The sequence below is a fragment of the Chryseobacterium gwangjuense genome, assembly GCF_021311115.1.
GTDB classification, from domain to species: domain Bacteria; phylum Bacteroidota; class Bacteroidia; order Flavobacteriales; family Weeksellaceae; genus Chryseobacterium; species Chryseobacterium gwangjuense.
Genome location: NZ_JAJTNP010000003.1, coordinates 185,272 through 198,605, shown reverse-complemented (window position 1 = coordinate 198,605; position 13,334 = coordinate 185,272). Strand labels below are relative to the sequence as shown.

Annotated in this window: 12 protein-coding genes; 10 read left to right on the top strand and 2 right to left on the bottom strand. The window is 34.5% G+C overall.

Going from position 1 to position 13,334, the window contains the following annotated elements:
• Window positions 1–51: 51 nt before the first annotated feature.
• Entirely contained in the window at window positions 52–711 is a 660-nt protein-coding gene (locus LV842_RS07480) for a YceI family protein (protein WP_233110831.1), read from the bottom strand.
• An 82-nt stretch (window positions 712–793) separates the two neighbouring features.
• Between LV842_RS07480 and LV842_RS07475 the strand changes: the two genes are divergently transcribed.
• A complete protein-coding gene (locus LV842_RS07475) occupies window positions 794–1,729 on the top strand; it encodes a sulfate/molybdate ABC transporter ATP-binding protein (protein ID WP_233110830.1) in 936 nt (311 codons plus the stop codon).
• A gap of 220 nt (window positions 1,730–1,949) precedes the next feature.
• On the opposite strand, the gene LV842_RS07470 is transcribed toward LV842_RS07475, so the two are convergent.
• Entirely contained in the window at window positions 1,950–2,282 is a 333-nt protein-coding gene (locus tag LV842_RS07470; protein WP_039364616.1) for a zinc ribbon domain-containing protein YjdM, read from the bottom strand.
• 163 nt (window positions 2,283–2,445) lie between these two features.
• Between LV842_RS07470 and LV842_RS07465 the strand changes: the two genes are divergently transcribed.
• The 9 genes from LV842_RS07465 to LV842_RS07425 all read left to right on the top strand — a co-directional run bounded on the left by LV842_RS07465 (window position 2,446) and on the right by LV842_RS07425 (window position 13,333).
• Window positions 2,446–3,651 (top strand): RsmB/NOP family class I SAM-dependent RNA methyltransferase, encoded by a 1,206-nt coding sequence (locus tag LV842_RS07465; RefSeq protein ID WP_233110829.1) that lies wholly within the window; start codon window positions 2,446–2,448, stop codon window positions 3,649–3,651.
• Between the two features lie 163 nt (window positions 3,652–3,814).
• Entirely contained in the window at window positions 3,815–5,479 is a 1,665-nt protein-coding gene (locus LV842_RS07460; protein WP_233110828.1) for a GLPGLI family protein, read from the top strand.
• A 312-nt stretch (window positions 5,480–5,791) separates the two neighbouring features.
• On the top strand, window positions 5,792–7,462 hold the full coding sequence (gene asnB, locus LV842_RS07455; protein WP_233110827.1) for an asparagine synthase B: 1,671 nt from the start codon (window positions 5,792–5,794) through the stop codon (window positions 7,460–7,462).
• Window positions 7,463–7,688: 226 nt separating this feature from the next.
• Window positions 7,689–8,501, top strand: a complete 813-nt coding sequence (locus tag LV842_RS07450) for a hypothetical protein (RefSeq protein ID WP_233110826.1) — start codon at window positions 7,689–7,691, stop codon at window positions 8,499–8,501.
• A 157-nt stretch (window positions 8,502–8,658) separates the two neighbouring features.
• Window positions 8,659–10,062, top strand: coding sequence for an MFS transporter (locus tag LV842_RS07445; RefSeq protein WP_233110825.1), 1,404 nt, complete (start codon window positions 8,659–8,661; stop codon window positions 10,060–10,062).
• Window positions 10,063–10,139: 77 nt separating this feature from the next.
• Window positions 10,140–11,015, top strand: a complete 876-nt coding sequence (locus LV842_RS07440) for a pirin family protein (protein WP_233110824.1) — start codon at window positions 10,140–10,142, stop codon at window positions 11,013–11,015.
• Window positions 11,016–11,299: 284 nt separating this feature from the next.
• On the top strand, window positions 11,300–12,202 hold the full coding sequence (locus tag LV842_RS07435) for a pirin family protein (RefSeq protein ID WP_233110823.1): 903 nt from the start codon (window positions 11,300–11,302) through the stop codon (window positions 12,200–12,202).
• A gap of 19 nt (window positions 12,203–12,221) precedes the next feature.
• Window positions 12,222–12,755 (top strand): NADPH-dependent FMN reductase, encoded by a 534-nt coding sequence (locus LV842_RS07430; protein ID WP_233110822.1) that lies wholly within the window; start codon window positions 12,222–12,224, stop codon window positions 12,753–12,755.
• The gene (locus LV842_RS07425) at window positions 12,755–13,333 is read left to right on the top strand and encodes a TMEM175 family protein (RefSeq protein WP_233110821.1); all 579 of its coding nucleotides are present in this window, start codon (window positions 12,755–12,757) and stop codon (window positions 13,331–13,333) included. The genes LV842_RS07430 and LV842_RS07425 overlap by 1 nt, the downstream gene beginning before the upstream one ends.
• Window position 13,334 lies beyond the last annotated feature (1 nt).

The following is a 13,334-nucleotide window of genomic DNA, read 5'->3' as shown; positions in this document are numbered from 1 at the left end:
GCCTCTTTTCCGGAGGCAGACTTCAATCACTTATTTACTTAAATAAAAAAATTACTTTTTTTCTAAAGCCTTCACATTAATCTGGAGAGTCACTTCATCTTTGATCACTCCATTGGCTGCAGGTGCCTGGAATTTCACCCCAAACTCATCCCTGTTTATATCTTTCGGTTCGGTAGCAATGCTTACCATACCTTCTTTTACGGAAACATTCGCTTTAAACGAAACCGGTTTTGTGATTCCTTTAATCGTTAAATTCCCTTCCAAAACAGTATTATAATCCCCTTCTGCAGAAGGTGCAATTTTAGTAATTTCATAAGAAGCGGTAGGAAATTTCTCTACTTCAAAGAAATCCCCGCTTTTCAGATGTCCGTTTAATTTCTCCAACTGATCTGCATCATCTTTTAAATCAACAGAGGTTAAAGAATTCATATCGGCAACAAATTTTCCGCTTTCAAGTTTTCCTTCTTTTACGGTAACATCGCCGCTTTCAAACTTTATCGTTCCAAAATGGCTTGTGCTTTCCGATTTGAAGATTTTATATCCTTTCCATTCTACCCTGCTGTTCAGAGTATCCAGAATAAATTGATTCCCATCTTTAGTCGTTGCAATTTCATTGCTTTCACTTGTTAATGGTTTTTCTTTGCTGCAAGAAACTGCAACTGAAGCAATCAGCAGAGTCGGAATTGCTAGTAGATACAGCTTTTTTCTCATTTTCATACATTTTATTACTACAGCTAATATAATAAAAATATTCTTTGTTTCCTAAAACATATCATTTCATTACATTTGTATTATGCTATTAGAAATAAACAATTTATACTTCTCACATACAAAAGAAAAACCTCTGTTTCAGAACCTTAACCTGAGATTTGAAGCCGGTAAGATTATCGCATTGGCAGGAGAAAGCGGATGCGGAAAATCAACTTTATTAAGTTTGATGTATGGTCTTTTGGATTGGGAAAGCGGAGAAATTATTTTTGACGGCGAAAAACTGATGGGTCCTAAAGGAAATCTCGTTCCGGGAGAGGCTGACATGAAATTTGTTGCTCAGAGTTTTGATTTAATGCCTTACGCCACAGTAGCTGAAAATGTCGGGAAATTTATATCCAATATCAATTTAACTCAGAAAAAAGAAACTGTGGCAGAACTTCTTGAAGTAGTCGGATTGGAAGAATATGCGAATGTTCTACCTAAATATCTGAGCGGAGGACAACAGCAGAGAGTAGCCATTGCAAGAGCTCTTTCGGTTTTACCAAAACTGCTTATTCTGGATGAACCTTTCAGTAATCTGGATTTTCCCAGAAAAATTGAGCTTCGTGAAAAACTTTTTTCATACGTAAAACAGAATAAAATTTCTTTAATCATTTCCACTCACGAACTTCAGGATATTATTCCGTGGCTGGATCAGATTATTGTATTGCAAAACGGACGTTTAATTCAAAATGATAATCCGGAAGAAACCTTCAGAAGCCCCTACAATTCTTATGTTGCTAAACTTTTTGGCGAAGTAAATATTTTTACAGAAACAGAAATCACAGATTTCAATATCAAAAAATTCTCCTATTACCCGAAAGAAATTAACATTTCAGAAAACGGTATAGAAGCAGAAGTTTTAGAAAGCAGATTTGCCGGAAATTATTATTGGAATAAAGTTAAAACCAGAAATAAGGAGATTGTTCTGTATACGGATGAAAAACTAATAGGTTCTGTCAAAATTTCGTTTATCTAAAGCAAAAACCAATTCATAACCAACACATTTCCTTAGACTTATACTGTTAAAATTTTAATAAAAAAATACAAACGTAAGAATCGAATTTAAACTTTTCTTACATTTGTATTTCCACAGCATAAGGAAATTTTTGGTTAATTCTCTTTCTGCCTTTAAGACAAAATTAGCACTCCTGCAATCAGTCTTTGAAAGATTACACTGTCCAATTTTTTCCTTTTTTTTATGCTTTTTTCACAAACTCTGATTTCAAAGCCATTGCTCCGAAACCATCAATTTTGCAATCAATATTATGATCACTATCTGGTCTTAAGCGAATATTTTTCACTTTAGTTCCTGCTTTTACCGGTTTCGGCGCTCCTTTTACAGGTAAATCTTTCATTACAATCACAGAATCTCCGTTTTGTAGTTCGTTTCCGTTGATGTCTAAAATTTTGTCATCATTTCCTGCCTCAGCGGGATCCCATTCGTGGAAACATTGGCTGCAAACCATCAAACCATCCTGCTCGTAGGTAAATTCTGAGCTACATTTCGGACAAAGTACAGTATCACTCATATTTTTAATTTTTGCAAAGGTAAGATTTTACAACGAGTTGCAAGTTTCGTGATTCGGATTTAAACAACATCAACCACAGGAAAGCCCGAAACTCAAAACACGAAACTCGTATCTCAACTTAAATTCGTATTTTTGCAGATTCAAAATAGCAGAACCCAATTTTATGGAACTTATTCACAGAAACTTAGCAATCGGAATTCACGATGCTTTACAGGAAACATTTTTCGAGAAAAATAAATACGCCGATAAAGTAATCGAAAGGCTTTTAAAAGCCAATAGAAAATGGGGAAGCCAGGACAGAGCCGTTGTTTCTGAAATTTTCTATAACATTATCCGTTGGAAAAAACGTTTGGAATACTATATGGGTGAAGGTGTAAAACCTAATAACATCTACAAACTTATCATCGCCTATCTTCTTTGGAGCAAAACCAATTATAAAAAATTTGAAGAATTCGACGGGATCAAAATTGCAGACATTTTAACCAAACTTAAAAAAAATACCGTTCCTACAAAAGCAATAGAACATTCTATTCCAGACTGGTTAGCTGAAACGTTGGAAAAAGAATTAGGTCCAAAATGGGAAAAAGAAATGCTTGCTTTGAATGAGCAGGCCCCGACAGTTTTGAGAGCAAATTCTTTAAGAACGACGACAAAAGAACTTATTTCAGATCTTTCTGATGAAAATATAGTTTCTTATCCTATCAAAAATTATCCTGATGCAGTGCAGTTGGAGGAGAAAAAGAATGTTTTCCTTACTACCGCTTTTAAAGAAGGATTGTTTGAAGTTCAGGATGCTTCTTCTCAAAAAATCGGGTATTTCCTTGATGTAAAAGAAGGGCAAAGAGTTGTGGATGCTTGTGCAGGTGCAGGTGGAAAAACACTTCACTTAGCTGCTTTAATGCAAAATAAAGGACAAATTATCGCTTTAGATATTTTCGAATGGAAATTAGCAGAATTGAAGCGTCGTGCAAAAAGAGCCGGAGCTCATAATATTGAAACCCGCATGATTGCTGACAATAAAGTTATTAAAAGGCTTCACGAAAAAGCGGATAGATTACTTATTGATGCTCCTTGCTCAGGACTTGGAGTATTGAAAAGAAATCCGGACAGCAAATGGAAAATCGATCAGGACTTTATCGATAGAATTAAAAAAGAGCAACAGCAGATTCTTCAGGATTATTCTAAAATGCTTAAAAAAGGAGGAAAAATGGTATATGCAACATGTTCTATTCTACCTTCTGAAAACAATTTACAGGTTGACGAATTCATTAAAAACAATCCGAATTTCAAAATGATTAAAGACGAAAAAGTAATGCCAAGCGAAGGCTACGACGGATTCTACATGGCTTTGATCGAAAGAGTTTCTTAAGATAAACGAACATACAATATATAAACTACTCTATTTTTTGGAGTAGTTTTTTTTTATTTAATCGTAACATTTCTAAATTTTCAATACTAATAGAGATATAAAATTCACAAAGAATAATCTTCTGCAAATTAAAATTTATCTTTGTGAAAAACCCGATTTCATTATGCATCAAAGAATTTTATTAAGTTTTTTTACTTTCCTATGCTGTTTTTCTTTTGCTCAGACTTATGAAGTGCAATATATCAGTTCATCCAACGGAAAAGTTTTAACAGAACAATCTCCAACATTAGTTTGGGCCAATGAAAAAGAAAATTTCATATTAAACAATAAAATCCGGGAACAAAAAGCAGATTTCCCATTTGAACTCACCAAGATTGAAAAGCCATCCAACACCATTGTTTCTTATGCATTTTTAAAACCCAATGAAACGATTTCAGCTTCTGATGCAGAATCTGTTGGAAAACAGAATTTTGAATTAACCAACGAAACCAAAAAAATCTTAGGTTATAACTGTAAAAAAGCAGTAACTAAAATCAATTCAAACACCATTGAAGTTTGGTACACGAATGATTTAAAAATCCAGGGCGGACCTTCCACAATAGGGCAAAATTTAGGTTTTGTTTTAGAAATTGAAAGGAATAAAAATTCTGTAATCACAGCAAATTCCATTAAAAAAATTAAGAAAACCGATATTGATAAAATCCTTAAAGGTTCGATCAGCTCTACAGATCAACTAGGGTATAGAGATCTTTTGTGGAAAAGCAGATTTACAACGTTAAAGGTCTTCGATAATGAAACCATCAACTTTTCCGATGCCTCAAAATCTGATGAAAATGTTAAAAGATTTGCCAACGGAACCATCATTCTTAAAAAAATTAAATTTCCAAAAATTAGTGAAGGAGAAAATATTTTCGCTGAATTAAAACAGCAATCAAACGGAGATGCTTACGACCGAACCGGAACTGTTTTCTTTGTTCCTCAAGATCAATCACAATCTTTTTTTGACGGACTGGAAAAAGGAGCAAAAACACTTCCTGTCTATGACAACGGAAACGGGAAACAATATTATGGTGTAACTGCCACAGAAAATTATAATCCGGCTATTGAAATGATGCGATTTTTTACGGCTTTCGGAATTAATAAATTCAATCATATCCAGCTAAAAGATAAAAACTGGCAGACCATCAGTCCTTATCGTCAGGACATTACTGAGCTGAAACCATCTTTATCTGAAAAGGAGCTGTGGATTGGTACATTCATCGGAAATTATGACAAAGGAGGTCATAAAGTAAGTCTGGAAATTACGATTCATAAAAGCGATCAAACAGTCAATAAAAACAATACTGTTATTCCATTATTCAATACCTTAAATATTATGGAAATGGCGGGACAGGATTATTCCACCATGTTCAATCAGGACAAAGGATTATGGGTAGAATTCACCTTAAAAAAAGATTTGAAAAATGCTCAGTTGAGATACATCACAACAGGTCATGGCGGTTGGGAAAACGGCGACGAATTCGTTCCTAAAGCCAATTCTATATTCCTTGACGGGAAAATGACCTTCTCTTTTGTACCTTGGAGATCAGACTGCGGTTCTTATCGACTTTATAATCCTGCTTCGGGTAATTTTCCGGATGGACTTTCATCATCAGATTTAAGCAGATCAAACTGGTGTCCCGGAACAATTACCAACCCTAATTTTATTCAGCTTGGAGATTTAAAAGCCGGAAAGCATACTATTCAGGTGAAAATTCCACAAGGTCCTACCGAAGGAACAAGCTTCAGTTCATGGAATGTTTCAGGAGTTTTATTGGGTAACGAATAAAAAAAAACCTTCTTGCAAGGATTCTTGCAAGAAGGTAAAAACACAAATGATGAAAAAAAATTATTTCGAATTACAAATAAACGATAAAAAAATATCATATTAATTAACATAGATTAATTTTTATATCATTTTTATTTCGTAAATAGTAATTCAAAATTAAAAATTTCCTTCAAAATAAAATAAAATTCTAATTAAATAGAATTTTTTACATAAAAAATACATTTTAAAAATAAAAAATAAATCAATTACCACTTTTTGATTGTTATTTTAAAACACTCATTCTACATTTGTCACATCAAAAAATAGAAAAGAATGTGTGGAATTGTATGCTTGTTTGATGCCAAACAAAAAACAGAAATATTACGACCTCAGGTACTGGAAATGTCTAAGAAAATCCGCCATAGAGGCCCTGATTGGAGTGGTGTATTTCAAAATGATAAAATAATTTTCTCTCATGAAAGACTGGCTATTGTAGATCCCTCTTCAGGAAAACAACCTTTATTTACCAAAGACGGAAGTGTTGTTTTAGCCGTGAACGGAGAGATTTACAACCATCGTGAACTCAAAGAAGAGTTTCCTGATTATGAGTTTCAGACCCAATCGGATTGTGAAGTAATTTTAGCGCTTTATACAAAATACGGAAAGGACTTTCTGGAAAAACTCAACGGAATTTTTGCTTTCTCTTTATATGATATTGAAAACGATATTTACCTTATCGCAAGAGATCATATGGGAATCTGCCCACTGTATCACGGTTGGGATAAAAACGGAAACTATTATGTAGCTTCAGAATTAAAAGCATTGGAAGGGGTTTGTAAAACCATTGAAACTTTTCTTCCGGGACATCTTCTGTACAGTAAAGACGGAGCTGATCTTCAGCAATGGTATAAAAGAGACTGGAAAGATTTCGATCATGTGAAAGATAACGAAACTGATATTTCTAAATTAAGAAAAGGGCTTGAAGATGCGGTTCACAGACAATTAATGAGCGATGTTCCTTATGGTGTGTTACTTTCCGGAGGACTGGATTCTTCTGTCATTTCAGCAATTACTGCAAAATTTGCAAGACAAAGAATTGAAAGTGGAGATACTCAGGAAGCTTGGTATCCAAGATTACACAGTTTCGCAGTCGGTTTAGTGGGCTCTCCGGATTTAGTCGCAGCACAAAAAGCAGCCGAATTCATTGGCTCTGTTCACCATGAGATCAACTTTACCATTCAGGAAGGTCTGGATGCTGTTCGTGATGTGATTTACCACCTGGAAACATATGATGTCACCACGATTCGGGCTTCTACACCGATGTATCTTTTGGCAAGAGTGATTAAATCAATGGGAATAAAAATGGTACTTTCAGGAGAAGGTTCTGATGAATTATTTGGTGGCTATCTATATTTCCATAAAGCTCCGAACGCCAAAGAATTTCATGATGAAACGGTAAGAAAACTGGAAAAACTTCATTTGTATGATTGTTTGAGAGCCAACAAAGCCTTAATGAGCTGGGGAATTGAAGGTCGTGTTCCTTTTTTAGATAAAGAGTTTATGGATATTGCTATGTCGATCAATCCTAAAGACAAAATGATCAGCACAGCAGATGGTAAAATCGAAAAATGGGTGTTAAGAAAAGCTTTTGAAGACATTCTTCCTGAATCGATTGTATGGAGACAAAAAGAACAGTTTTCTGATGGGGTTGGTTATTCCTGGATCGACACTTTAAAAGAAGTCGCAGAAAAAGAGGTTACTGAAGAAATGATGGTCAATGCAAAATTCAGATTTCCTCTCAACACCCCTCAAAATAAAGAGGAATATCGTTACAGAACGATTTTTGAAGAACATTTCCCAAGTGAAACGGCTGCAGCAACAGTTCCTTCTGTCCCTTCAGTGGCATGTTCTACGCCAATTGCCTTAGAATGGGATGAAGCTTTCAAAAAAATGAACGATCCAAGCGGAAGAGCGGTAAGGGTACATGAAACATCTTATAAGTAAAGAAAACAGAGAATAGAATAAGGATTAACTTCTTAAAAACAGTGGTTTAAAGCATTCATCCTCACTTAAAATTCTAATTTCAAAAAAATAATTTTATCAATCCTGTAGCGATACAGGATTTTTTTTTGAATTAACCATAATAATATTCACATAATTTAACCGACAATAAAAAATATTATCTAATAAATAATTATATTTGGAAATCGAAAAATTCAATTATAAGAAAATGAAAAGAAACATTACTATCTTTTTTGCTTTATTATCCATGAGTTTTGCTTTTGGACAAGGTAAATTTGCCAAATATTTAAACTCAAAAAAACTTGCCTTAACGTATAAAACGGTAAAGGATAATGAAAAAGATGATTACTATCAACAATATTATTGGTTAGCAAAAGCTGAGCAACTTAAAACATACCCACACCTTAAAGATGTAAAACCTATCGTTTTATATGAGTTTGTAAAAAAAGTAAACCCTCAAAATCCTACTAAAAAATTGGATGCAAGAGGGAAAGAGCTTAGAGCTACTGCAGAGCTATCTCTTAACCAGTACTTTAAAAACAAAAACTTTGTAAACAATTCTGTATTGATGTATAACCTTGAAACGTATGTAGATCCTTCTCAAGGTGAATATTTTACAAAAGTTGATCCTGAAAAAATAAAAGAATTAGTATCAAAAGAACTTTTTGCTTTTAACTCATTAAACAAAAAGACTAAAGAAGAGGTAACCTATTATCTTTGGATTGACAAGAAAAATGACGACTTCAACATCGTAGATATTATTCCTAACGAAAAAGAAGATAAAGCATTCTATACAAGACTAAAGCAATATCTTCCAAACTATAAATTTTCAAAATACGTTCCATCTGTAAAAAAAGGAACGAAGACGGATAAAACAGACGTAGAATATTACTACATCATGCCGTTTGAGCAGAACAACGATAATATCGAATACAAAACAAAAGATTTCAAAACTTACATTTTAAGCCAGTACAGAAAAGCAGGTGACGAATGGAAAGGAGTAGAAAAACCTAGAAAATAAATCAGAAAGTCTTGTGAAATCTCACAAGACTTTTTTAATTTTATATAGATTTCTTTATCCAAGGAACTGATGGTATTCGGTACAGCATATCAGTCTGGAAACTTTTATAATAAATTTTAGAAGTTTAAAAACGTAAGAGAAGTCTAAATCTAAAAAAATGTCAGAAGTAATTTCGCAGCCCAATTCAATAAAAAAAATATTACCCTTGATTCTTGCTACAGCAATTTTCATGCAGATGCTGGATTCTACCATTTTAAATACTTCTTTACCTTCTATAGCAAAAGACCTGAAAGAATCTCCGCTTAATATGCAGAATGCGATCATCAGTTATGTTTTAACATTGGCTGTTTTCATGCCCGCAAGTGGATTTTTAGCAGACAGATTCGGAACAAAAAAGGTTTTCATTTTTTCTTTAGTGCTTTTCAGTTTAGGTTCATTATTCTGTTCACTATCACAAAACCTTACTCACCTAGTTATTTCACGAGTGATTCAGGGAGTGGGAGGAAGTTTGATGACTCCTGTCGGAAAATTGGCACTTATTAAAACTTTTGATAAGAATGAATTATTAAAAGCCATGAATTACGCCATTATTCCGGCTCTTATCGGACCGGTTTTGGGACCTTTAGTCGGTGGATACATGGTAGATTATCTTTCGTGGCATTGGATTTTTCTGATCAACATCCCGATTGGAGTTCTGGGAATCATTTTAGGACTAAAATTTATGCCTAATTATACTTCAAAAGATGTAGATTTTGACCTGAAAGGATTTTTAATTTTTGCAGCAGCCTCTCTCCTCCTCTCCATTTCATTGGAACTTTTTGGTAATATGCAAAACACAACCCCCGTTTTGGTGGTCTTTATTTTAGGTTTCCTTTGTATGTACTATTATTACAAACATGCTAAAAGAGATGAAAGTCCTATTTTTCCTTTAAATTTACTTCAGGTAAGAACTTTCCGTGTAGGAATTATCGGAAATCTTGCAACAAGATTGGGAATCAGCTCCGTCCCTTTGTTATTACCTTTAATGATTCAGATTGCTTACAAACAATCGGCAGTAACTTCAGGCTGGATTATCGCACCCATGGCAATAACCGCTATGTTTGGAAAATCTTATGTCATTAAAATTTTAGATAAATTCGGCTACAGACAAACCTTAATGTTCAATACGTTTATCATCGGAACATTAATTTGTTTGCTTGCCATTCCTGATATTCATACTTCTTTATATTGGTTTATCCCCATTATTGCTATTTTGGGATTTTTCAATTCTATTCAGTTTACATCCATGAATACAATTTCCATTGCCGATTTAAGGAATTTCCAGACCAGCAGCGGAAACTCATTATTATCGGTAAATCAGCAATTAGCAATCGGTTTCGGAATTGCTTTTGGATTAATTGTTTTAAAAATATTTGAAAACACAGACCTCATCAAAGGAGAAATTCACAATGCTTTCCGATACACTTTCCTTACAGTAGGAATTCTTACGATCATTTCAGGATTGGTTTTCCGAAGACTTCATATTTCAGACGGAAAAAACATGAGATCCAAGGAAGACTAAAGCAAGAATGCTACTTACCACAGGTCAATGCTTTTGATTCTAAACTACCCTACCTTTGTTCTATAAAATACAATAATATGGCAACTAAAAAGGTAGAAATGGTAGTATCTCCAAAACCTGCCCATTTTGTAGGCGATGGTTTTAGAGTGCATAATTTCATTCCCGGAGTAAGCGGAATGGATATGAAAAGAATGGATCCTTTCATTATGCTTGATTACAATTCAAAATTTCATTTCAACGGAACTGAAAGACCAAGAGGTGTGGGAGTACATCCTCACAGAGGTTTTGAAACCGTAACAATAGCATATGAGGGAAAAGTAGAACATCACGACAGCGCAGGTGGCGGCGGAATTATCGGCCAAGGTGATGTACAATGGATGACGGCAGCAAAAGGAGTTCTGCACAAAGAATATCATGAAACGGAATGGGCAAAAGAAGGGGGAATTTTTCAAATGGTTCAGCTTTGGGTCAACCTTCCTTCAAAAGATAAAATGAGTGATCCAAAATATCAGGCTATTAAAAACTCTGATATGAAAAAAGTGGATCTGGATGAAAACGGATTCATAGAAATTATTGCCGGAGCGTATAAAGACCAGAAAGGTCCTGCAACAACTTTCAGTCCGGTACATATGATGAATGCCAAACTGAAGAAAGGAGGAAAAGCAACATTTGATTTCCCTGCAGATTTCAATACAGCAGCTTTGGTCATTGAAGGAAGCATTCTTGTAAACGGTGAACAAAAAGTGGCAACCGATCATTTGGCTCTATTCAAAAATGAAGGGGAGAATTTCACATTGGAAGCAACGGAAGATGCTGTTGTACTAATCATAAGCGGACAACCGTTGAAGGAACCTATTTTTCCACATGGTCCTTTCGTTATGAATTCCAGAGAGGAGATCATACAGGCTTTTGAAGATTATAATTTAGGGAAATTCGGTTATTTAGCTGATTAAGATTTAAAACAAACTTAAAACTCAGTTATTTCTTTTTTTCTTAACTTTATATAATTGCATTACAAGGATATATCATTCTGAAAAAGGCAAAACGAAGTGATAATTTTCTCTTAACAACTTAATTTCAATCTTAGTCTAAAATCATCATTAAGATTGAAATTAAGTTATTTAAAAAATTACCTTCCAAGCTTCATTCTGTAATAATAAAAAATTCCAAAAGCACCATAAACACTAGAAAATTCACTACATTCGTTTAAACAAAATATAAAACCTCATTACATATCATGTCAAACATAGGACTTATCATTGAAGAAAAATCAGCAGATATAGGAAACTTTTTGGTCGGAAGACTTTTACCTTTCCGTGAAAAAAGAGCAGTCGGACCTTTCGTTTTTATCGATCATATGGGACCTTCCGAATTGAAAGATTATCAAAATCTTGACGTTCCTCCGCATCCGCACATTGGTTTATCTACTTTAACTTACCTGCTTGAAGGATCAATTTTCCACAGAGACAGTATCGGAAGTGCTCTTGAAATCAAGCCGAGTGCTGTAAACTGGATGACTGCCGGAAAAGGTGTTGTCCATTCAGAAAGAACCCCTGAATACCTGAGAAATTCTAATAAAAGACTTCATGGTTTCCAAATTTGGGTAGGATTACCAAAGCACTTGGAGCAATCTGAGCCGACTTTTCATCATATTGAAGCAGATGAAATTCCAGTTTGGGAAGAAGACGGAATTCAGTATAAATTAATTGCCGGAGAAGCATTCGGGAAAACATCTCCGGTTCCGGTTCACAGCAAATTGTTTTTTATTGAAATTAAAACAAAAGATGCAAAAAAAATAAGCATTGGGAAAGATCTTTACGGAGAAGCTGCCATGTATGTTTTAGACGGAACGGTAACTACGGATGGAAATTCTTACGGTTCAAAACAATTAATGATCGCCAAAGACACCAAATTGTGCGAATTCGAAATGAGTGAGAACGGAACTGTTTATCTTTTCGGTGGTGAACCGTTTGAAGAAGAACGTTTTATATTCTGGAATTTTGTAAATTCAAACAAAGAAGTCATAGACGAAGCAAAAGTAAATTGGCACGATCAGAATCACAATGCTTTTCCTTTGGTTCCGGGTGACGAGGAAGAATATGTTCCGCTTCCGAAAGCTATTTTAAATAGAAAACCTTAAGAAAATTTAAATATAAACGATGAAAATATTGGCATTTGCAGGAAGTACTTCTTCCACTTCGATCAACCGAGAACTGGTAAAATTTGTTTTGAAAGATTTTCAGCAAGAGGAAATTAATTTAATCGACCTGAATGATTTTGATATGCCTGTTTTTTCGGTAGATCGTGAAAAGAAAGGTTTTCCGGATGAAGCACACAACTTTTTAAAAGTTATTGAAGAATGCGATGTGATCATCTGCTCATTGGCAGAACATAACAGATCTTATAGTGCTGCTTTTAAAAATGTTTTTGACTGGGCTTCAAGAATCAATGTAAAAGTTTTCCAGAATAAACCGATGTTGTTGATGTCAACTTCACCGGGAGGTTTTGGCGGCGGAAATGTGATGAACACAGCGAAAACATTCTTTCCTCAATTTGGTGCCGATATTAAAGAAACTTTTTCACTTTCGAAGTTTTATGAAAATTTTGATCTGGAGAGCGGAGTAATCAATCCTGAGATGTTGAAGGATTTGAAAACTAAGATTGAAAATTTTAAAAATCAAATTAGAAACTGATGACAAAAGGTAGACTGGAAGCATTTAGCGATGGGGTTTTGGCTATTATCATTACTATCATGGTTCTTGAATTGAAAGTACCGGAAGGCAGTAGCTGGAATGATCTCAAACCTCTTCTTCCTAAGTTTTTGGCCTATATTTTCAGTTTCATTTATGTCGGAATTTATTGGAACAATCACCATCATTTGTTTCAAACGGTAAAAAAAATCAATGGAAGTGTTCTTTGGGCCAATCTTCATCTTTTGTTCTGGTTGTCACTCATGCCTATTGCAACAGAATGGATCGGAGCCACACGCTTTGCAGAAAATCCGGTGGCGACCTATGGTATAACGTTGGTCATGTGCGCTGTAGCTTACACCATTTTGGAAAATATTATCATAAAATCAGAGGGAGAAAGTTCAAAATTAAAAGAAGCTATTTCTTCTAAATTTAAAGAATATGCGTCCATCGTTTTATATGCTTTAGGAATCGCGACTTCATTTTTTTATCCTTACCTTGCCATAGGGTTTTATTATCTTACGGCTTTGATGTGGCTGATTCCGGACAGAAGAATTGAAAAATCATTAAATCAAGACTAAT